General features: G+C 66.8%; 19 protein-coding genes. 11 read left to right on the forward strand and 8 right to left on the reverse strand.

All coding sequences use genetic code 11. From position 1 onward, the window contains the following. Nucleotide 1: 1 nt before the first annotated feature. The 6 genes from bioA to NX778_RS17435 all read right to left on the reverse strand — a co-directional run bounded on the left by bioA (nt 2) and on the right by NX778_RS17435 (nt 7,072). Nucleotides 2–1,357 carry an adenosylmethionine--8-amino-7-oxononanoate transaminase gene (gene bioA, locus NX778_RS17410; protein WP_258813046.1) on the reverse strand — a complete coding sequence of 452 codons (1,356 nt, stop codon included), beginning with the start codon at nt 1,355–1,357 and terminating at the stop codon, nt 2–4. Then, complete coding sequence (locus NX778_RS17415; RefSeq protein WP_258813047.1) at nt 1,354–2,139, reverse strand: enoyl-CoA hydratase/isomerase family protein; 786 nt, start codon at nt 2,137–2,139, stop codon at nt 1,354–1,356. Before NX778_RS17415 ends, bioA begins: the two co-directional genes overlap by 4 nt. 9 nt (nt 2,140–2,148) lie before the next feature. Continuing rightward, nucleotides 2,149–3,771, reverse strand: coding sequence for a carboxyl transferase domain-containing protein (locus NX778_RS17420; RefSeq protein ID WP_258813048.1), 1,623 nt, complete (start codon nt 3,769–3,771; stop codon nt 2,149–2,151). A gap of 10 nt (nt 3,772–3,781) precedes the next feature. Beyond that, nucleotides 3,782–4,234: a YchJ family protein gene (locus NX778_RS17425; RefSeq protein ID WP_258813049.1), complete on the reverse strand. Its 453-nt coding sequence runs from the start codon at nt 4,232–4,234 to the stop codon at nt 3,782–3,784. 137 nt (nt 4,235–4,371) lie between these two features. Continuing rightward, the gene (locus NX778_RS17430; RefSeq protein WP_258813050.1) at nt 4,372–5,625 is read right to left on the reverse strand and encodes a D-amino acid dehydrogenase; all 1,254 of its coding nucleotides are present in this window, start codon (nt 5,623–5,625) and stop codon (nt 4,372–4,374) included. Nucleotides 5,626–5,716: 91 nt separating this feature from the next. Further along, complete coding sequence (locus tag NX778_RS17435; protein WP_258813051.1) at nt 5,717–7,072, reverse strand: serine hydrolase domain-containing protein; 1,356 nt, start codon at nt 7,070–7,072, stop codon at nt 5,717–5,719. A 157-nt stretch (nt 7,073–7,229) separates the two neighbouring features. Between NX778_RS17435 and NX778_RS17440 the strand changes: the two genes are divergently transcribed. The 11 genes from NX778_RS17440 (at nt 7,230) to NX778_RS17490 (ending at nt 18,719) form a co-directional block, all read left to right on the forward strand. Further along, entirely contained in the window at nt 7,230–7,970 is a 741-nt protein-coding gene (locus NX778_RS17440; RefSeq protein WP_258813052.1) for a GntR family transcriptional regulator, read from the forward strand. 92 nt (nt 7,971–8,062) lie between these two features. Continuing rightward, on the forward strand, nt 8,063–8,944 hold the full coding sequence (murQ, locus tag NX778_RS17445; protein WP_258813053.1) for an N-acetylmuramic acid 6-phosphate etherase: 882 nt from the start codon (nt 8,063–8,065) through the stop codon (nt 8,942–8,944). 40 nt (nt 8,945–8,984) lie between these two features. Then, nucleotides 8,985–10,247 carry an MFS transporter gene (locus tag NX778_RS17450; protein ID WP_258813054.1) on the forward strand — a complete coding sequence of 421 codons (1,263 nt, stop codon included), beginning with the start codon at nt 8,985–8,987 and terminating at the stop codon, nt 10,245–10,247. Nucleotides 10,248–10,296: 49 nt separating this feature from the next. After that, nucleotides 10,297–11,439 carry an acyltransferase family protein gene (locus NX778_RS17455; RefSeq protein ID WP_258813055.1) on the forward strand — a complete coding sequence of 381 codons (1,143 nt, stop codon included), beginning with the start codon at nt 10,297–10,299 and terminating at the stop codon, nt 11,437–11,439. Between the two features lie 17 nt (nt 11,440–11,456). Further along, nucleotides 11,457–13,058 carry a glycoside hydrolase family 10-like protein gene (locus tag NX778_RS17460; protein ID WP_370661345.1) on the forward strand — a complete coding sequence of 534 codons (1,602 nt, stop codon included), beginning with the start codon at nt 11,457–11,459 and terminating at the stop codon, nt 13,056–13,058. A 42-nt stretch (nt 13,059–13,100) separates the two neighbouring features. After that, complete coding sequence (locus tag NX778_RS17465; protein ID WP_258813057.1) at nt 13,101–14,045, forward strand: N-acetylglucosamine kinase; 945 nt, start codon at nt 13,101–13,103, stop codon at nt 14,043–14,045. A gap of 10 nt (nt 14,046–14,055) precedes the next feature. After that, complete coding sequence (locus tag NX778_RS17470; RefSeq protein WP_258813058.1) at nt 14,056–15,039, forward strand: N-acetylmuramoyl-L-alanine amidase; 984 nt, start codon at nt 14,056–14,058, stop codon at nt 15,037–15,039. 82 nt (nt 15,040–15,121) lie between these two features. Then, the gene (locus NX778_RS17475) at nt 15,122–16,027 is read left to right on the forward strand and encodes a LysR family transcriptional regulator (protein ID WP_258813059.1); all 906 of its coding nucleotides are present in this window, start codon (nt 15,122–15,124) and stop codon (nt 16,025–16,027) included. After that, nucleotides 16,024–16,635, forward strand: coding sequence for a M15 family metallopeptidase (locus NX778_RS17480; protein WP_258813060.1), 612 nt, complete (start codon nt 16,024–16,026; stop codon nt 16,633–16,635). The genes NX778_RS17475 and NX778_RS17480 overlap by 4 nt, the downstream gene beginning before the upstream one ends. Before the next feature lie 185 nt (nt 16,636–16,820). Further along, a complete protein-coding gene (locus NX778_RS17485; protein WP_258813061.1) occupies nt 16,821–17,753 on the forward strand; it encodes a RodZ family helix-turn-helix domain-containing protein in 933 nt (310 codons plus the stop codon). A gap of 108 nt (nt 17,754–17,861) precedes the next feature. Beyond that, on the forward strand, nt 17,862–18,719 hold the full coding sequence (locus NX778_RS17490; RefSeq protein ID WP_258813062.1) for a protein phosphatase 2C domain-containing protein: 858 nt from the start codon (nt 17,862–17,864) through the stop codon (nt 18,717–18,719). Between the two features lie 78 nt (nt 18,720–18,797). Here the strand turns inward: NX778_RS17490 and dacB are convergent, their stop codons facing one another. Next, the gene (gene dacB, locus NX778_RS17495) at nt 18,798–20,309 is read right to left on the reverse strand and encodes a D-alanyl-D-alanine carboxypeptidase/D-alanyl-D-alanine endopeptidase (protein WP_258813063.1); all 1,512 of its coding nucleotides are present in this window, start codon (nt 20,307–20,309) and stop codon (nt 18,798–18,800) included. Between the two features lie 9 nt (nt 20,310–20,318). Then, nucleotides 20,319–21,557, reverse strand: a complete 1,239-nt coding sequence (locus NX778_RS17500; RefSeq protein ID WP_258813064.1) for a spore maturation protein — start codon at nt 21,555–21,557, stop codon at nt 20,319–20,321. Nucleotides 21,558–21,715 lie beyond the last annotated feature (158 nt).

The raw sequence follows: 21,715 nt of genomic DNA on the forward strand, positions 1-21,715 counted from the left end.
GTCAGCCCGCGATCACTTGTTCGAACACGCGCCTGGTGCGTTCGGCCAGCAGCGCGATCTCCCCGTCGTCCAGCACGTAGGGAGGCATCAGGTAGACGCTGCGGCCGATCGGGCGCAGCAGCAGCTCGTTCTCGGTCGCGGCGGTGAAGAAGCGGCGCGAGAAGGTCGAGGCGCGCTGCGGATCCGGCTCGACGGCGTCAAACGCAAAGATCATGCCGCGCTGGCGGAAGTGGCGGGTGCGTTCGTGCTCGGCCAGCGGCGCCAGCGCCGTGACCAGCTTGGTGGCGCGCTCGCGGTTGCGGTTCAACACGTCGTCCTCGCGGAAGATCTGCAGCGTGGCCAGCGCGGCGCGGCAGGCCAGCGGGTTGCCGGTGTAGGAGTGCGAGTGCAGGAAGCCGCGCCGGACGTCCTCGCTGTAGAAGCCTTCGTAGACGCGGTCGGTGGTGAGCACCAGCGACAGCGGCAGGTAGCCGCCGCTGATGCCCTTGGACAGGCAGATGAAGTCGGGCCAGATGCCGGCCTGCTCGCAGGCGAAGAAGGTGCCGGTGCGGCCGCAGCCGACCGCGATCTCGTCGGCGACCAGGTGCACGTGGTAGCGGTTGCACAGCTCGCGCACCATCTCCAGGTAGACGCGGTCGTACATGGCCATGCCGGCCGCGCCCTGCACCAGCGGCTCGACGATCAGGGCGGCGATGCGGTCGGCGCGTTGCTCGAACAGGCGCTCCAGGTCGTCGGCGGCGCGGCGCGCCACGTCCTGCGACGACTCGCCTTCGTGCGCATTGCGCGCGTCCGGCGAAGCCACCACGTGGGCCGAGCGCACCATCGGGCCGTAGGCTTCCTTGAACAGCGCGACGTCGGTGACCGCCAGCGCGCCCACGGTCTCGCCGTGGTAGCTGCCCTGCAGGCACACGAATTCGGACTTGTTGGGGAAGCCCGCGTTGCGCCAGTAGTGGTAGCTCATCTTCAGCGCGATCTCGACGGCGGAGGCGCCGTCGGAGGCGTAGAAGGCGTGGCCGAGCGCGTGCCCGGTCAGCGCGGCCAGCTGCTCGGACAGCTCGATCACCGGCTCGTGCGTGAAGCCGGCCAGCATCGCATGTTCCAGCTTGTCCAGCTGGTCCTTGAGCGCCGCGTTGATGCGCGGGTTGGCGTGGCCGAAAAGGTTGACCCACCAGGAGCTGATGGCGTCCAGGTAGCGGCGGCCTTCGTGGTCGTACAGCCAGGCGCCCTTGCCGTGGCTGACCGCGATCAGCGGTACTTGTTCGTGGTGCTGCATCTGGGTGCACGGGTGCCACACACTGGCCAGGCTGCGTGCAATCCAGGAGGATGAATCATGCTTCAATTGAATCTCACTGCTCATGCAAGCCACGAGGGCTTGCGTTTTTCGAGAAAGGAGGCGACGCCTTCGCGGCCTTCATTGGAGGCGCGGATGGCGGCGATGCGCCCGGCGGTATCGGCCAGCATCGCATCGTCGACCGGCACGCCGGCCACTTCGCGCACCAGGCGCTTGGCTTCGCGTACCGCGTTCGGACTGTTATTGCATAGCGCCTTGACGATGGCGGCCACGGCGGCATCCAGCGCTTCCGGCACCGTCACTTCATGCGCGAAGCCCATCCGCTTCGCTTCCAGTGCGCTGAAACGCTCGGCGGTGAGGAAGTAGCGGCGCGCGGCCTGCTCGCCCATCGCCTTGATCACGTAGGGCGAAATCGTCGCCGGCACCAGGCCGAGCTTCACCTCCGACAGGCAGAAATTGGCGCCTTCGCTGGCGACCACGATGTCGCAGGCGGCCACCAGTCCCATGCCGCCGGCGTAGCAGTCGCCCTGCACCTTGGCCACCACCGGCTTGGGGCAGAAGTAGATGGTGCGCAGCATGCTGGCCAGGCGCATCGCGTCGGCTTCGTTCTCGGCCTGCGAGTAGCCGGCCATCTTCTTCATCCAGTTCAGGTCCGCGCCGGCGCAGAAGGCCGGACCGTTCGCGGCCAGCACGATCGCGCGCACCTCGTCATCCAGCCCCAGCTCGTCGAAGGCCTGCGCCAGTTCGGCGATCGAGGTCTCGTTGAAGGCGTTGCGCAGGTCCGGGCGGTCGAGGGTGACGGTGGCCACCTTGCCGGCGATGGAGATGGTGAGGGTCTGGTAGTCCATGCCGGCTCCTTACATGCGGAAGACGCCGAATTTGGTGTCTTCGATTTCGGCGTTCAGGGCGGCCGAGATGCCCAGGCCCAGCACCATGCGGGTGTCGGCCGGGTCGATGATGCCGTCGTCCCACAGGCGCGCGCTGGCGTAGTAGGGGTGGCCCTGGTGCTCGTACTGTTCCTTGATCGGCTGCTTGAACGCGGCTTCTTCCTCCGGCGTCCATTGTCCGCCCTTGGCCTCGATGCCGTCGCGCTTGACCGTGGCCAGCACCGACGCCGCCTGGTCGCCGCCCATGACGGAGATGCGCGCGTTCGGCCACATCCACAGGAAGCGCGGCGAGAAGGCGCGGCCGCACATGCCGTAATTGCCGGCGCCGAAGCTGCCGCCGATGATGACGGTGAACTTGGGCACCGCCGCCGTCGCCACCGCGGTCACCATCTTGGCGCCGTTGCGGGCGATGCCTTCGTTTTCGTATTTGCGGCCGACCATGAAGCCGGTGATGTTCTGCAGGAAGACCAGCGGGATCTTGCGCTGGGCGCACAGCTCGATGAAGTGGGTGCCCTTGACCGCCGACTCCGAGAACAGGATGCCGTTGTTGGCGATGATGCCGACCTTGTGGCCGAAGATGTGGGCGAAGCCGCACACCAGGGTGGTGCCGTAGCGCGCCTTGAACTCGTCGAATTCGCTGCCGTCGACCACGCGCGCGATCACTTCGCGCACGTCGAAGGGCTTGCGGGTGTCGACCGGGATCACGCCGTACAGTTCTTCCGGCGCGTATTTCGGCTCGACGCAATCGCGCAGCGCGCCCTGCTGCGGCTTGACCCGGTTCAGGTTGGAGACGATGGTGCGCGCCAGCGACAGCGCGTGCAGGTCGTCCTGCGCCAGGTGGTCGGCCACGCCGGACAGGCGGGTGTGGACGTCGCCGCCGCCGAGGTCTTCGCTCGACACCACTTCGCCGGTCGCCGCCTTCACCAGCGGCGGGCCGCCGAGGAAGATGGTGCCCTGTTCCTTGACGATGATCGATTCGTCGCTCATCGCCGGCACGTAGGCGCCGCCGGCGGTGCAGGAACCCATCACCACCGCGATCTGGGGAATGCCCTTGGCGGACAGGTTGGCCTGGTTGTAGAAGATGCGGCCGAAGTGCTCGCGGTCGGGGAACACGTCGTCCTGGTTGGGCAGGTTGGCGCCGCCGGAATCGACCAGGTAGATGCAGGGCAGCTTGTTCTGGTCCGCGATCTCCTGCGCGCGCAGGTGCTTCTTGACCGTCATCGGGTAGTAGGTGCCGCCCTTGACGGTGGCGTCGTTACAGACGATCACGCATTCCTGGCCGGCGACGCGGCCGATGCCGGTGATGATGCCGGCGCTGGGGGCGGCGCCGACTCCATCCTTATCCTTATACATTTCGTACGCGGCCAGCTGGGAGAACTCGAGGAAGGGCGTGCCGGGATCGAGCAGCATCTGGACCCGGTCGCGCGGCAGCAGCTTGCCGCGCGCGACGTGCTTGGCGGACGCCGCCTCGCCGCCGCCCCTGGCCACTTGCGCGACCTTGGCGCGCAGGTCGTCGACCAGGGCCTGCATCGCTTGCGCGTTGGCCTTGAAATCCTCGCCGCGCGGATTGAGTTTGCTCTCGATGTGGGGCATTGCCGTTCCTCTACTTGTTCTCGTTCGGGAAACTGCCGTCCAGATAGAACCAGCGGGCGATGCCATCGGGCCCGGTCTCGCGCACGAAGCGGCTGAGCTCGTGCAGGCGGTGGGCGCGCCCGCCGACCCGGAAGCGGGCCACGAATTCGACGGTGTCCTGGTCTGGTTGTACTTCAGGCAAGTCTGCTTTACGTTGACGTAAACGTAAAGCAGATTTTACCTCAAGTCCCAGCCATTGGATTTTTTCATTCTCGTCCGTCACGGGCTCGGCCGGACGGGTGCCCGGGTGCCAGCTCGCCTGCAGGTAAGCCTCGTTCTTGAGGGTGTAGGCAGTGTAGCGCGAGCGCATCAGGGCCTCGGCGGTCTGGGCGACGGCTTGCCCTGCGAGGTAGGGGCCGCAGCAGGCGGCGAGCGACGCGCCGCCGCAGGGGCAGGCAGCGGCCGGCTTGGCTTTGTTAGACATGGCGGCAATTATCCGCGATTTTCCTGGTCGCGGTCAGTGGCGCGTTCCAGACGGCTTGTATTGTTCAGGCCTAAAAGCTGTCTGGCCGCCAAGAGCGGCACGCCCTGATCCAATACCCGCCGGATTGACGGTCGGACTCAGGCGCGCAGCGTCAACCCATCCAGCCCGAACGGCGGCGCCTTGCCCTGCATGAGGTCGGCCAGCAGCGAGGCGGTGCCGCAGGCGAAGGTGAAGCCCAGCGGGCCGTGTCCCACGTTCAGCCACAGCTTGCCATACCTGGTCGCGCCGATGATCGGGGCGCTGTTCGGGGTCGCGGGGCGCAGGCCGGCCCAGGCTTCGATGCGGCTGTAGTCGGCCGCGGTCGGCATGGTTTCCTTCACCTGGCGGGTCAGGCTGCCGATCCGCGCCGGGTTCAGGCTCAGGTCCTCGCCCACCATGTCGACCATCGCCGCCACCCGCAGCTTGTCGCCGATGCGCGCGTACAGCACCTTGCGCTCGAAGTCGGTCACGCTGATTTCCGGCGCGACGTCGCTGGCGCGGATCGGAGCGGTCAGGCTGTAGCCCTTGAGCGGATACAGCGGCAGCTTGATGCCGGCGGATGCGGCCAGCGTGCGGCTCTGGATGCCGGCGGCCAGCACGAAGGCGTCGGCCGACAGCTTGCCGGCCAGGGTCTCCAGCGCGGTCACGTTGCCATTGTCGATGATGAAGCCGATCGCCTCGTCGTGCACGAAGCCGCGGAATTTGGGATGTTCGCGCAGGCGGTCGGCCAGTACTTCGCAGAACACGCGGCAGTCGGCCACGGCTTCGCCGCTGTTGTAGATGCCGCCGGCCAGCTGGTTGGCCACGGCGCCCAGCGCCGGTTCATTGGCGGCGCAATCGGCCGCGCTCCACACCTGCGCCGAGCCGTCGGCCTTGGCGGTGGCGGAGTCGAACGAGGCCTTGCTGCGGTGGACCACCAGCTTGCCCGATTCGCGCCACTGGAAGGCGTCGTGCGGCACGGCCAGCTCGAGCTGCTCCATCGAGCGGCGCGACAGCTCGCCCAGTTCCAGCAGCTTGGCCGTGGTCTTGCGGTTCAGGTCGGCGCGGCAGTTGGCCAGGAAGCTGGCAAGCCAGCGCCATTGGCGCAGGTCGGGCTCGGGCTTGAAGCGCAACGGGCCGGTTTCCTGGAACAGCCATTTGATCGCCTTCAGCGGCACGCCTTCATCGGCCAGCGGCGACACATAGCGGTAGCTGAGCTGGCCGCCGTTGGCGTAGCTGGCGCCGGTCGCGACGTCGGCGCCGCGCTCCACCAGCGTCACGCCGAAGCCGGCTTCCAGCAGCCACCAGGCCGTGGTCAGGCCGACCACGCCGCCGCCAATTACGATAACTTGACCATTAGTATTCTTCGTCATAACCCAAGAGCTTAGGTGCTGGCCCCCGCCCGCGGCCAATGAATGTAGCGCGGGCGGGCATAACCGCTTTTCATGCTTGCGATTCGGCTAACTATGCCTGTTGCATGAGGATGGCGCGGCGGAAGGTGCTCGTGAGGATCTGTTCCTGGAAGCGCGCCAGCGACGAATACTGGCCCTTGTAGGCGAGCGGATCGGTGGAAGTGCCGCCGACCAGCGCGATGATGCCGTTCTTTTTCTTGAGGTCGGCCATGAACAGGGTCTGCACCCCGTAGGCGTCGCCGAGGTGGCCGGCCGGCGCGAAGCCGCCGCCTTCGACCACGCGGGTGCGGGTGGCGGGATCGTCCGGCCATTGCTCGTTGCCCAGGCCCCAGGCGTTGAACAGGCCGTCGAGCGAGTCGCCGTTGCCGCCGTGGCCGTCGAAGGTCCACTGGCGCGTGAACATCTGGTCCAGCGAGGCCTGCTTCCAGATGCGCTTGCCGGCGTGGACGCCGCCATGCATCAGCGCCAGCATGACCACCGCCATGTCGTGCGCCGAGATGCGCATGCCGCCGGTCGGGCTGAAAGGCGTGGCGTTGACGCCCGGGACGTAATGGTCGAGGCCGGCCGGTTCCGCCGCCGGCTTGCTGCTGTAGTCGTCCACCTGCGGCACCCACGGCCCGGCCGGATCCCATTTGGCATCGTCGTCGGTGCTGCGCTTGCGGTACAGGGTGGCGAGATTGGCCAGGCCGTCGCCCGGCAGCTCGGCCGGGTTGTAGCCGGCGGTCAGGCCGAGCGGTTGGATCAGCAGCCGCTGCTGCAGCCGGTCGAAGCGCTCGCCGGTGACGGCTTCCATGATGGTGCCGGTGATGCCCCAGCCCAGGTTGCAATAAGTGAAGTAGTCGCCCGGGCCGGCGTTGCTGGCCCAGGTCGCGTCCTGGTACAGGCGCGCGCCCGGCGCCAGCACGTCCTTCAGGGCCGTGTCCACGCCCCAGGAATAGCCGGCCTCGTCGCGCAGCGAGGAGCGGTGGGTGACCAGATGGCGCAGCGTGATGGCGCGGTCCGGGAAGTGCGGGTTGCGCAGTTGGAAGCCGAGGTAGCGCGAGACGTCGGCGTCGAGGTCGACCTTGCCCGCTTCGACCAGGCGCAGCAGGCCGAGCATGGTCATCGTCTTCGAGATCGAGGCGATGCGGAACAGGGTGCGGCGGTCGACCGGCTTGTCGGGCGCGGCGCCGTTGCCGCTGCCCTTACTGATAAAGCGGCGCCCGAACTGGCGCTCGTAGGCGATCCTGCCCTTGCGGACCGCCACCACCGACAGGCTGGCCAGCTCGCAGGCCGGATTGTTCACCACTGCTGCCAGCTCGGCGTCGAGCCGGGCGAAATCGTCGCCCTTGCCCTTGGCCAGCGCCGCCAGCGGCTGCATGGCGCCCAGCAGCGCCAGTCCGAGCAATGCGTCCCTGCGATGTACCATCCCTGCCTCCTGTGGTTTTTTGCCGAGCATACGGCGGCGTCACTACGCGGGCCAATGAATAGCCGTCGAGCACGCATAACCGCGTATCATGGCTGGCGCCGATTATTTCATTGTCCCTTTGCTGCAGGGCATTTGCATAGACCGTACACTTTTATCCATGAGCACCGCCGACGCCTTCCAGATCGATTTCAACGACAGCTCGCCCCTGTACATGCAGGTGGCGCGCAAGCTGATCCGCGACGTGCGCGAAGGCCGCTACCAGGTCGACCAGGCGCTGCCGTCCGAACGGGTGCTGTCCGAGCGGCTGGACGTGTCGCGCGTCACGGCGCGCAAGGCAATCGACCAGCTGGTCGAGCAAGGGCTGGTGGTGCGCCGCCGCGGTTCGGGCAACTACATCGCGCCGCGCATCGAGCAGCCGCTGTCCAACCTGTCCAGCTTTTCGGAGCAGCTGCAGCAGCGCGGCTACCAGCCCAGTTCGCGCTGGCTGCGGCGCGAGGTGGTGCTGGCCGATACCGACCAGCAGCTCTCGCTCGGCCTGTCGCCCGGCAGCCGGGTAGCCCGCATCGAGCGCCTGCGCCTGGCGGACGAAGTGGTGATGGCCTACGAGGTCAGCGTGATCCCGGCCACCGTGCTGCCCCACCCCGAGAACATGTCCGGTTCCTTGTACAAGCACCTGGACAAGACCGGGCACATGCCGGTGCGCGCCCTGCAGCACATCCGCGCCATGAACGCGCCGGCCCAGCTGGCCAGCCAGCTCGACATCCCGGAAGGGCAGGCCGTGCTGTTCATCACCCGCGTCGGCTACACGGAAGCCGGCCAGACGGTCGAGCTGACCCATTCGTATTGCCGAAGCGACTACTATGACTTCGTCGCGGAAATGCGCCGTACTCCAGCATAACTTTTCGGAATGATGAAGGCCGATCCTTTCATGGGAGGGGATGCCGAATTGGTATTACACTGGTTTCATCCATCCTTGCCTGCCTCCCGACTATGTTGAACACCGAAAATCCGTCCGCGGCCCACGCCGAGCTCGACCAGTACCCGACCGGCCAGCTGGTGGGCGTGCTCGTGGATGACCAGATCAATGCCGTCAACGCCGTGCGCGCGGCCGCCCCGAGCATCGCCGCCGCGGTCGACGCCGCGCTGCCGCGCATGGAAGCGGGCGGGCGCCTGGTCTACGTCGGCGCCGGCACCTCGGGCCGCCTCGGCGTGCTGGACAGCGTGGAGCTGTATCCCACCTTCTCCTGGCCGCATGGCCGCGCGGTGGCCTTGCTGGCCGGCGGCAGCGAGGCGATGTTCGTCGCGGTCGAGGGCGCGGAAGACGACGTCGCGCAGGGTGCGGCCGACGTCCGTTCGGTCAACGTCGGCAAGAACGACGTGGTGCTGCTGATCGCGGCGTCGGGCGGCACGCCCTACGTGCTGGGCGCGCTGCGCGCCGCGCGCGAGGCCGGCGCGCTGACCATCGGCTTCGCCAACAACCCGAACGCGCCGGTGGCCGGCGAGGCCGAGATCGGCGTCACGCTCGACACCGGCGCCGAAGTCATCTCCGGCAGCACCCGCCTGAAGGCCGGCACCTCGCAGAAGATCGCGCTGAACACCTTCTCCAGCGCTTTGATGGTGCGTTTGAACAAGGTTTATGGCAACCTGATGGTAGACTTGAAGGCTACCAATGCCAAGCTCGTGCGCCGCGCGATCCGCCTGACCAGTTTCGCCACCGGCGCCGACGAGGCCGCCGCGCGCGCGGTGCTGGAACAGTGCGGTTTCCACGTCAAGGTCGCGATCGTGGCCTTGAAGAAGAACACCAGCGTCGAGCAAGCACGGGCCTTGCTGGATTCATCGCGCGGCAGCGTGCGCGCAGCACTGGCCGCATAAGGTGAACGGCGCCCCGGTCCTGCCCGGACAACGACAACTTATGCAAGATAAGCAAGCCCGTAACCCGTGGCTGTGGGTGCCTTCCGTCTACTTCAACCAGGCGGTTCCGTATGCCGTCGTGATGACCCTCGCGGTCGTCATGTACAAGGACCTGGGCCTGTCCAATCCTGAGATCACGCACTACACCAGCATGCTGTACCTGCCGTGGGTGATCAAGCCGCTGTGGTCGCCCGTGGTCGACATGTTCGGCACCAAGCGCCGCTGGACCGTGCTGCTGCAACTGCTGGTCGCGGTCGCGCTGGGCGCGCTGGCTGGCGCGCTGCATGCGCCCAACTTCATCATGCTGTCGCTGGCGGCGCTGTGGATCATGGCGGTCAGCTCGGCCACCCACGATATCGCGGCCGACGGCTACTACATGCTCGGCATGCGCCAGAAGGACCAGGCCGCCTTCGTCGGCGTGCGCAGTACCTTCTACCGGCTGGCCAACCTGGTGGTGCAGGGCCCGCTGGTGGTGCTGGTCGGCGTGCTGACGCGCTCGATGGGCGATGTGCGCCTCGCGTGGTCGACCTGTTTCGTGATCCTGGCCGCCGTGTTCGGCCTGCTGGTCGCCTGGCACCAGTTCATCCTGCCGCGGCCGGCCGCCGACCACGCGGTCAAGTCGGGCAATCCGGTGCAGGGTTTCATCGATACCTTCGCGAGCTTCTTTGGCAAGCGCGACATCTGGATGATCCTCGGCTTCATCCTCACCTTCCGGCTGGGCGAGGCGCAGATCCTCAAGCTGGTCGCGCCCTTCCTCAAGGATCCGGTGGCGGCGGGCGGGCTGGGGCTCACCAACGAACAGTACGGCGCGGCCTACGGCACGGTCGGCATCATCGCGCTGACGATCGGCGGCCTGTTCGGCGGCTGGCTGATTTCGCGCCGGGGCCTGAAGCGCTCGCTGTGGCTGATGGTGTTCGGCGTGCACTTGCCGGACCTGGTGTTCGTGTTCCTGTCCAGCGTGCAGCCGCAGAATTTCGCCCTGATCTCGGCCTGCCTGGCGATCGAGCAGTTCGGCTACGGCTTCGGCTTCACGGCCATGATGCTGTACATGATCATGGTGTCGGAAGGCGAGCACAAGACGGCGCACTACGCGATCTGCACGGGGCTGATGGCGCTGGGCATGATGGCGCCGGGCTATGTCAGCGGGGACATCCAGGCTTACCTGGGGTATCGCAATTTCTTCATCTGGGCGTGCTTGTCGACGGTGCCGGCCTTCATCATGGCGGCGCTGGTGAAGATCGATCCTGAATTCGGCAAGAAATGAATAACAGCCTTCGCGGAGACGAGGGCTGACAAATAAACGGGGACAGTGGATGGGAGAGACAAACAGCCGTTTGCTATCGCTTGACGCCTTCCGCGGCTTCACCATCGCCGCCATGGTGCTGGTGAACAATCCGGGCGACTGGGGCAATCTCTATTCGCCGCTCGAACACGCCAAGTGGAACGGCTGGACCTTCACCGACTGCATCTTCCCCTTCTTCCTGTTCATCACCGGCGTGTCGATGGCGCTGTCGCTTGGCCGCCGCGCCGCCGCCGGCGCCGACAAGCCGCGCCTGCTGGCCAAGCTCGCCAAACGCGCGGCATTGATCTTCCTGATCGGCTTCTTCCTCAACTACCTGCCTTACTTCAACCTCGAAAAAGTCCGCATCCTCGGCGTGCTGCAGCGGATCGCCATCTGCACCCTGGTGTCGGCCCCGGTCGTGGTCTACTGCGGCTGGCGCGCGACGCTGGCCGTGATCGCCGTCCTGTTCACGATCTACAGCGTGCTGATGCTCGCGGTCCCGGTCCCCGGCATCGGCGCCGGCGTGCTTGAGCCCGGCCAGGACTTCGGCGCCTGGATCGACCGCATGGTGCTCGGCAAGCACACCTGGGTGCAATCGAAGACCTGGGATCCGGAAGGCCTCGTCAGTACACTGCCCGCCATTTGCAGCCAGCTGTTCGGCGTGCTGGCCGGACGCTGGCTGCTGACCAGCACGCCGCGCACCGAACAGACCGTATGGATGCTGCTGGCCGGCCTGTTGTGCCTGTGGCTGGGGGCGATTTCCGATACCATACTCATGCCGATCAACAAGAGCCTGTGGACACCGTCTTACTGCCTGCTGATGACGGGCTGGGCGCTGCTCGTGTTCGGCGCCTTCTACTGGCTGCTGGACGTGAATCCGCACCGGCAGCTTCGTGAAGCCGCGGCGCGCTGGAGCAAGCCCTTCGTCATCTACGGCATGAACGCGCTGTTCGTGTTCGCGCTGTCAGGGTTCCTGGCCAAGATGTTCGGCTTCATCAAATTTGACCAGCCGGACGGCAGCAAGGCCGCGCTGGGCAAATTGCTGTACGCGCCGCTGCGCGCCTTGCCGATCGGCCCGGTCAATACATCCTTGCTGTATGCCCTGCTGTTCAACCTGTTCATGTTCGGCCTGGCGTGGATCATGTGGCGCAAGAAGTGGTTTGTGAAAGTCTAGAAAAACAGAGGGAGCCAGTGTTGCAGACAAATCTGAAACGACGCGCGTTCGCGCTTGCGGGAGTGGCCAGCGCGCTGGCGCTGGGCGGCTTGCTGACGGCTTGCAAAACGCCGCCGACGGCCACCGTGCCGGGCGCAGTCGTGCAGGCGGGCGCCGACCAGCCGCCGCCGGCGCCGCGCGAGTTCCGCGCCGCCTGGGTGTCGACGGTCGCCAACATCGACTGGCCGAGCAAGCAAAACCTGACGGCCCAGCAGCAGCAGGCCGAGGCCATCGCCATCCTCGACCGCGCCAAGGCGATGAACCTGAACGCGATCGTGCTGCAGGTGCGCCCGTCCGCCGATGCGATCTACGCCTCGAATATCGAGCCGTGGTCGGAATACCTGACCGGCACCCAGGGCAAGCCGCCCCAGCCGTGGTACGACCCGCTCAAGTTCTGGATCGCCGAGGCGCACGCGCGCGGGCTCGAGCTGCACGCCTGGTTCAACCCCTACCGCGCGCGCCACAACATCGCCAAGTCGCCGGCCGCGCCGAACCACATCTCGCGCACCAATCCGGCCGCGGTGAAGCAGTACGGCAATTTCCTGTGGATGGATCCGGGCGAGGAATCGGCATCCAAGCAGACCCTGGACGTGGTGCTCGACGTCGTCAAGCGCTACGACGTCGACGGCGTCCACATTGACGATTACTTCTATCCCTATCCGATCGAGGCGCCGAACGCGGCCGGCAACGCCGCCGCACTCGATGGCAAGGCCGCGAAGGCCGAGCTCGATTTCCCGGACCAGGCCTCGTGGCAGCGCTACGTCGCCGGCGGCGGCAAGCTGGACAAACCGTCCTGGCGGCGCGACAACGTCAACCGCCTGATCGAGGGCATGTACGAGGAAGTGCATCACGAGAAGAGCTGGGTACGGGTCGGCATCAGTCCCTTCGGCATCGGCCGTCCGGACCGCCGCCCGCCGACCATCTCGGGCTTCTCGCAGTACGACAAGCTGTACGCGGACGCCGAGACCTGGCTGCAGAAGGGCTGGGTCGATTACCTGTCGCCACAGCTGTACTGGCCGGTGTCGCAGACGGCGCAGGCGTACGACACCTTGCTCGACTACTGGATCGGCCAGAACACGCAAGGCCGCCACATCTGGCCCGGCATGTTCACCAGCCGCATCGGCGCGCCGAGCAGGGATTACCAGCCGCAGGACATCCTGCAGCAGATCGACATCGCGCGTTCGCGTCCGGGCGCCGGTGGCCACGTGCATTTCTCGATGGTCGCGCTGATGGAAAACCGCAAGGGCCTCGACGACCAGCTGATGGCGGGCCAGTACGCGCAGCCGGCGCTGGTGCCGGCCTCGCCGTGGCTGGGCAGCACGGCCCCAAGCGCGCCGAAGGTGAGCGCGGCACGCGGTGGCCGCCTGCTGAAATTGAATATGACGCCGGGCAAGGGCGACGCGCTGTACGCCGTGTGGACGCGCTACGGCAGCGAATGGCGTTTCTCGGTGGTGCCGGCCGCGCAGAAACATGCGCTGGTGACGGATGATGCCAAGCTGGGCGAGCCGAATGCGGTGTTCGTCAGCGCGGTGGATCGGCTCGGCAACGAGAGCGAGCGCGTGAAGGTGTGGGGCAAGTGATGGTCGCGCCGCATCCGCAAGTAATTACCGTCGTTCCCTAATATGTCGAATCACGATCTCGAACTGAACAGCGGCATCGGCCTCGGCATTGACGCCGGCGGCACCCAGACCCGCTGGGCGCTGGCCGCGCCGGGCGGCTCGATCATCGCGTCCGGCCACGTCGGCGGCCTGTCGGCCCTGCAGATGAGCAATACGGCCGGCCGCGAGGCGGTGCACGCCACCTTCACCGAACTGGCGCGCGACGTGCTGCGCCACGGCCACCCGGTGCGCGTGCGCGCCGGCCTCACCGGCTTCGGCGGCGACGGCGAACAGCTGCAGCGCTGGCTGGCCGAACTGCTGCACATGTCGCCGCGCGCCGTCACGCTGTGCAACGACATTGAAATCGCCTACCTCGGCAGCTTCACGCCCGGCGAAGGCTACCTGGTCTACGCCGGCACCGGCTCGATCGGCGCCTTCATCGACGCGGGCGGCGAATTCCACCGCGCCGGCGGCCGCGGCGTGATGCTGGACGATGGCGGCGGCGGCTTCTGGATCGCGCGCGAAGCCTTGCGCTGCGTGTGGCGCAACGAAGACGAGCGGCCCGGCTGCTGGCAGGAATCGCCGCTGGCGCGCGCCGTGTTCGACTACATCGGCGGTGACGACTGGTCGCTGTCGCGCCAGTTCATCTACGCGCAGGAACGCGGCGAAGTCGGCAAGCTGGCGCTGGCCGTCGCCGCCTCCGCCGAACAAGATCCGGCCGCCGCGCGTATCCTGGAAGAAGCCGGACGCGAACTCGCGCGCCTGGCCAAGGCCCTCACCAAGCGCTTCGGCCCGCGCCCGGTGGCGCTGGCCGGCCGCGCGGCCGAGCTGCATCCCTTGATCGCGCAGTCGATGCGCGATGCGCTGCCGTCCGGCACCAGCCTGTCCCTGATGGGCAGCCAGGGCCATTTCGCCGCCGCGCGCCTGGCCGCCGATCCGCTGCCCAATTCGAAACACCGTCCATCCTGATTGCCGAACGATGAAAACCATACTTGCCGCCTTGCTTCTTGCCCTGCTCACCGGCTGCGCCACCGGGCCGCGCATCGACCACACCTACAACGCGAAGTCGCAGTCACCGCGCGTCAAGTTCATCGTGCTGCACTACACGGTGACCGACAAGGCAGCTTCGATCCGCGCCCTGACCCAGCAGGCGGTGAGCGCGCACTACCTCGTGACCGATGACCCGCAGACCGTCATCTACGGCCTGGTGCCGGAGACCGAAATGGCCTGGCATGCCGGCGTGTCGAGCTGGAAGGGCTACACCAACCTGAACACCAGCTCGGTCGGCATCGAGATCGTCAACCCGGGCTGGACCGCGACGCCGGACGGCGGCCGCCAGTACTATCCCTTCCCGCAATACCAGATCGATACGCTGATCCCGCTGGTCAAGGACATCGCCACGCGCTACCACGTGCCGCCGGAAAACGTGATCGGCCACAGCGACATCGCGCCGGGCCGCAAGCAGGATCCGGGCCCGCTGTTCCCGTGGAAGCAGCTGGCCGCCGCCGGCGTCGCCCTGTGGCCGGACGAGAACCGCGTCGTCGCCGTGCGCCCGGTGTTTGACACCCAGCTGCCGGACATCACCTGGTTCCAGCGCAAGCTGGCCGCCTTCGGCTACGGCGTGAAGGAAACTTGCCTGTTCGACCAGCAGACCAAGGATGTGCTGTCGGCCTTCCAGTCGCACTTCCGCCAATCCAATATCGACGGCAACCCGGATGCCGAGACTGCGTCGCGGCTGGAAGTGCTGACCACGCCGGCAACGGCGCCGCTGCCGGTGGTGCAGCCGTCGGTGCCGACGCCGAACGCGATGTGCGCCTGCCCGGTCAGCTTCCCGGCGCCGGCGGTACCGGCCGCGCCAGCGGCACCCGCCGCACCGGCAGCGCCCGCGGTCGAACCGATCCCGGCGGCGCCGCTTGCCCAGCCTGCAACACCTGTGGCGCCGGTGCCTCCGGTGCAGCAGTGAGTTATAGCTCGGCAGCAAGTTTGACTGTATCCTTTCAACAGTCCGCGCCTGCCGCGGATTGTTTACATTGAAGGACCACGCGATGCGCCTGCGCCATATCGAAGTTTTCCACGCCATCATGCAGGTTGGCACTATCAGCGGAGCCGCCCAGGTCCTGCATATTTCGCAACCTGCCGTCACCAAGGTGCTGCAACACGCCGAGTTGCAGCTGGGCATGCCGCTGTTCGAACGCGTGCGCGGCAAGCTGTATCCGAAGCCGGAAGCGCACCGCCTGTTCGTCGAAACCGAAAAGCTGAACCGCGACCTGCAAGGCATCCGCCGCCTCGCCGCCAGCCTCAAGAGCCGTGCGGTCGAGACCGTGCGCCTGGTGTCGACCCCGACGGTGGCGATCAGCGTGCTGCCCACCGCCATGACCAGCTGGCGCCGCGATTTCCCCGACACCCGCTGCGAACTGTCGACCCACCACACGAGCGAAATCGTCAACACCCTGCGCCTGGGCGAAGCCGATCTCGCGCTGTCGCTGCAGGACCCGCGCCATCCCGGCATCGTGGCCGAGCCGATCGCGCAGGGCATGCTGACGGTGATGGCACCGGCCGGCACCTGGAGCGAAAGCCAGCTGAGCAAACCGATCTCGCCGCAGGAACTGAGTGGCGAGCTGATCGGCCTGGCCGACCGCGACCCGCTCGGCGAAATGGTGGTGGCGGCGTGCGAGGCGCAAGACGTGCAGCCGGTGTTCCACACCGTGGTGCAGACCTACCAGATCGCCCGTTCGCTGGTCGAAGCCGGCGCCGGCACCGCCGTGCTCGACCCGTTCACCGCCGCCTCCGCCGCGCCGGAACAGGTGCAGTGCCGCGTGTGGGAACCGGCGCTGCCGGTCCAGCTGTACCTGCTTACCGCCAGCCACGCCCCGCTGTCGCACGGCGCGCGCGAACTGGCCAACTGTATCGGCGCGGCCGCCCGCGCCCTGCTCGACAAGGGAAGTACATGATGCTCACCGTCGCCAGCGAAGAGATCGCCGGCAGCGCCGAATTCCGCCACCTGCACAGCATCGACGGCATCGCCATCGACCTGCGCTACGCCACCCCCAACAATTTCGTCGGCCGCGACCTGTACTCGCCCTTCGACTGCGCCTGGCTGCACGTGCAGGCCGCACAGGCGCTGGAGAAAGTGGTGGCGTGGCTGCGCGCCGAGCGTCCCGGCTGCACGCCGCTGGTGCTGGACGCGCTGCGTCCGCAGCGGGTGCAGGAACAGCTGTGGGCGGCGTTGGAAGGCACCGACCTGCAGATGTACCTGGCCAATCCGGCGCGCGGCTCGATTCATTCCTACGGCATGGCGCTCGACATCACCATCCTCGACGAGCAGGGCCGCGAACTCGACATGGGCACCGGCTTCGACGACATGACCGAGCTGTCCCATCCGCGCCTCGAAGACGGCTTCCTTGCCGAGGGCAAGCTGACGGCACGGCAAGTGGCGAACCGCCGCCTGTTGCGCACGGCCATGAACCAGGCCGGATTCGTCGGCATCAACACCGAGTGGTGGCACTTCGATTGCGGCGATCGCGAACTGGTCCGCCGTACCTTCCGCCGCGTACTGTAGCGACGCGGCATCGCCTGCCGCCCAAGCTGTCGCGCGCGCGCACATCGCTCGCGCACGCTTGAGCATTGTCAGTCTTCGGTTGATACGTATCGGGAAAATCGGTGCGTACTGCCGAGAGGTTGACGCCCCGCGCACTCCTCTCGCACAGCAATGGTCTCCCCATTCCACAACAAGAGAGGTGCGTGATGAAAAGCTCGATGATGGCGCTCGCCGTGGGCGTCGCACTGGCAGGCTGCAGCACTGGCGACGGCAATATCTTCGCGTCGCGGGACAAGACGGTGGAGTACTACCGCGTGTTCGACATCAAGGCCGATCCCGCCAATCCGGCGGTGGTCAAGGCCGCCAGCGAAGGCATCAGCCGGCACATCGCTGACGCCACGCTGGCCACGCCGTCCGTCGGCGGCGACCTGCAGGAGCAGCCTGGCCGCTTCAAGCTGGCCGATCCGGGCTCCACCGCGCCGGGCGCCGCCGCGCGCGGGCCGAACTGCGAAGGCGCCACCTGGACCGCCAGGGCCACGCCGCAGGTCAGCGGTGGCGACAACATGAACATGATCGCCTGCCTGTTCCCGTACAAAAACGGCTACCACCTCGACATGTATGCCGTGTTCACCGAGAAGGAGGGCGGCTGGCTGGAGTGGCCGCGCCGCGTCACGGGACGGTTGATGGGCACGCCGGAGAAATGGACTGACCAGACCATGGTCGACGTGGTGCGCTCGATTCGCGACTCGACCGGCGCGCAGGTGGCGCTGGTGGAGGCCAAGCCGGCGCTGGCCGGCGAGCCCTGGCTGCAGTTCGGACCGGGCACGGCGGCGCCGGCCAGCGGCAGCACGGGCACTCCGGGGGCGGCGGGCAGCGCGACGAAAGTGAACAGCCCAAGTGGCGCCTCGGGCGCCGTGGCCAGCACCGCGGCCACGCCGGTGGCCAATCCCGCCAGCAGCATCGCGCCCTTGACGCCGCAGCCGGCGCCGGCATCAACGGCCGCGGCGATGCCGATGCCTGCGACGCCGGTAGCCGCGCCGGCGCCAGCGCCGGCGGCCAGCGAAGCGCGCAGCGCGGCATCGACAACGGTCGCTACCGACGACACTGCAAGCAAGGTCGACAAGACCGACGTCAAGTAGCGCAGGCCGCGCACGCGAAGCATCCGCGCCACGCCGTCGATTGCTTTAGAATCGCATGAGCTTGCCTCCGATTGATGAGGCAGGCTTGTTGACGGCGTGGCGAAGAAGATGATCCAGACAATCAGCAGTGCAGGGCGCGGCGAACATAACGAAGACCTGATCGCAACTTTCGAAGGGGAGGGACTGACCGACCTGGTGATCCTGGACGGTGCGACATCGCTTGCGGACGAGGACTATGTCGACCTCGAGGCAGGCGACGTGGTGTGGTTCGTGCGTGCGTTCGCGCTGGCGCTTGGCACAGCGATCGCGGCTGACCGCTCGCAGGCGGACACGGTCGTCCGCGCCGTCGAGCAGGTGCGCACCGAATACGACCGGCGTAGCGGCGACAGCACGGTGCCGCCGTACGCATTGCCGATCGCGGCGCTGACCTGGGTGCGCATCTGGCACGAAGGCGGGCGGAACATGCTGCAGCTGTGGTGCCTGGGCGACTGCAAGACCCTGCTGCGCCTGCCGGACGGGCGCGTGGTGGACCCCGATCCCTACGTCAACCCCTTCGAAGCGGAGCTGCACCAGCGCGTGCGGGAGCTGGCCGGCCGCGATGATGACGACCCGGCCACGAGGTTGCTGCGGCTGCTGCCGGTGCTGCGCGAGCGACGTGCGTCCCAGAACCTGTCGCACGTGCCTGGTTCGCTGTGCCTGTTTCCGCGCGGGCCGTTCGATGCGCGCGCCTACAGCGTCGAGGTGGAGCCGGGCACGATGCTATTGATGATGACGGATGGCTTCTACCGGCTGGTCGATCCGTACGGGCTGTACGACGATGCGGCGCTGGCCGACGCCTGCGATGCGCGCGGACTCGAAGCGATGATGGCCGAACTGCGCGCCTACGAAAAAAGCGGCGCCGCGACCGTTTCCATCAAGCGCGCGGATGATGCTTCAGCAATTGCCTGGCTCGCAAAACAACCCTAGCAGCTCATTTGCACCTCAACCATCACGCCTGCGCCGGGATGGCGATTCATACTGCACTGGTGGACGAAACTGCTGCGCTCACTTTGCGACTTGTTGATTTCCCGTCTGTGCCGGCTGACTCCCCGCCACCGGCTGCTGCACCGGCCCTCCGGACCGCGCCACCCAATCCACCAGCGCATCCAGCACCGCCCGTCCCTTGCCGTGCGCCACCAGATCGGTGTTCACCATCCCCACCACCACGCACAGCTTGCCATTCGCATCCGGCACATAGCCTGCCAGCGCCGCCACATCATGCAGGCTGCCGGTCTTCAAGCGTGCCCGGCTCGCCGCCGGACTGTCCTTGAGACGCTTGCGCATGGTCCCGTCAACCGCGACGATCGGCAGGCTGGACTGGAACTCCGGCGCCCAGTTGCTCGACAGCCCGGCTTCCAGGATGCCGCCCATCTGCCGCGGCGTGATCCGTTCGATGCGCGACAGTCCCGAGCCGTTCTCCAGCACCAGCCCCGTATCGTCGATCTGATGCGCGCGCATCCAGCCGCGCACTGCCTGGTCCGAGCGCACGAAGGTGGTCTGCTGCACCGCTGGCAGCGGATGGCTGCCCAGCACCGGATCGCTCTCCAGGCTGCCCAGGCTCAGGAACACGGTGCGCGCCAGCGTATTGTCCGACGGCTTGTTAATGTCACGCACCAGCTCCGGCAAGGAACGCGAAACGTGCGAAGCCAGCAGCGCCGCATCGGCTGGCGTATGGCCTTCCACCGTCTGCCCGCTGATGGTGCCGCCCAGCTGCTTCCACTTCAGCCGCAGCAGGCGGTCCAGATAATCATTCCGGTCGACCACGTTGATGCTGTTACTGGCGATGCAGTTGCGCGGGAAAGTCCCGTGCAGTACCACCTTGATGCGCCCGGCCTTGTCGGTCAGCGCCTCCGGCAATTTCCAGCCGTCCTCCCATTTCGCGCAGTCACCGTCGATCAGCCGCATGTCCGAGGTGATCGACACCCGGTCCAGCGCCGGCTGCATCTCCAGCTTCAGCTTCTTGCCGCTCGAGCGCATGTCGATCTGCAGCATGTTCTTGTTGATGAGCAACGCGTCCGGGATCACGTTGTAATACGCCTCCGGCGATTCGTCGAACGGAGCGAGCCCGATGTCGCTGCGCGCCGGATTGAACAGCTCGCGGTCGAACACGATGTCGCCCGCGATCTTGCGGATGCCCTGGTAGCGCAGCGCGCGCAGCAGGTTCTCCAGCGCCTCGCCCGACAAGTCCATGTCGGCGCCGCCGCGCACAATCAGGTCGCCCTTGAGCACGCCATTCTTGACTTCGCCGCTGCTGCGCAGCTCGGTACGGCCGCGGAACACCGGCCCCAGCTGCTCCAGCCCGACCATCGTGGTCACCACCTTCATCGTCGAGGCCGGCGCCATCGCCTGGTTCGCGTTGTGCGCCACCACGACCTCGTTCCCGCGCAGCACCAGCATGCCGACCGCATCGGCGGGAATGCCGTTGGCGGCGAGCGCCTGGTTGAGCGTATCGGGCAGCTGGGCGTAGGCGGGCAGCGAGGCGAGCAGGGCGGCGGCGAGGGCGAGGCGGCGGAGCATGGGCAATCCTTAACCGAAGAAGAGATAAGCGACACCGATGGCGCCGACGATGCCGGCGAAGTCGGCGATGAGGCCGGCGGAAATCGCGTAGCGCGCCCGCTTGATGCCGACCGAACCGAAGTACAGCGCGACGATGTAGAACGTCGTGTCGGTCGAGCCCTGGAAGATGCAGGCCAGGCGGCCGACGAAGGAATCCGGGCCGTAGGTCTTCATGGCGTCGATCATCATGGCGCGCGAGCCGCTGCCGGACAGCGGCTTCATCAGCGCGGTCGGCAGCGCCGGGGTGAAATCGGTGGGCAAGCCGAGCTGGTGCAACACCCAGTCGAAGCCGCTGACGATAAAGCCCAGCACGCCCGAATTGCGGATCACCGAGATCGCCACCAGCATGCCGACCAGGTAGGGAATGATCGTGATCGACGTCTGGATGCCGCCCTTCGCGCCTTCGATGAAGGTCTCGTAGACATTGACCTTCTTGCGCAGCGCGCCGCCGATGAAGGACACGATGATCAGCAGCAGGATCAGGTTGCTGGCCACGCGCGAGCCGAGCTCGATCTCGGGCTTGGTCAGGAAGTTGGTCATGTACCAGACCAGCAAGCCGATCGCCGTCGTGATGCCGCCCAGCCAGCCGATGACCACGCGGTCGAACAGGTTGATGCGCTGGCGGATGGATACCGCGATGATGCCCGCCAGCGCAGAAATGAAGGTGCCGATCATGCACGGGATGAAGATATCCGACGGGTCCTTCGCGCCGAGAATCGCGCGCTGCGCCATGATGGCCAGCGGAATCAGGGTCAGGCCCGAGGTGTGCAGCACCAGGAACATGATCTGCGGATTGCTCGCTTCTTCCTTGTTCGGGTTCAGCGTCTGCAGGCTCTCCATCGCCTTCAGGCCGAAGGGCGTGGCCGCATTGTCCAGGCCCAGCAGGTTGGCGGAAAAGTTCATCACCATGTGGCCGGTAGCCGGATGGTCGCGCGGCACCTCCGGGAAGATGCGCGAGAAGAAGGGCGAGATGATGCGCGCCAGGAAGCCGACGGCGCCGGCCTTTTCACCCACGTTCATCAGGCCCAGCCACAGGGTCATCACGCCGGCCAGCGGCAGTGCGATGTCCATCACGGCCAGCTTCGCGGAATCGAAAGTGCCGTCGATCATCTTCTTGAAGATCTCGGTGTCGCCGAGGAACAGCCACTGCGCGAATGCCGCGATGAAGCCGACGAGGAAGAAACCGGACCAGATGTAATTTAATGCCATGTAATCTGCTATCGCTTGTGAAGACGGAGCGGCTGTGCCACGGAATGGGATTCCCGCGTGCGCGGGAATGACGATGGCTATTCTGTAAGCGCGCACGTCGCCCTCGCGAACGCGGGGGTCCCATTTGAATCTGACTCTTGCCGACCTGCACGATTGTG

Source organism: Massilia terrae (assembly GCF_024753145.1).
Classification (GTDB): Bacteria; Pseudomonadota; Gammaproteobacteria; order Burkholderiales; family Burkholderiaceae_D; genus Telluria; species Telluria terrae.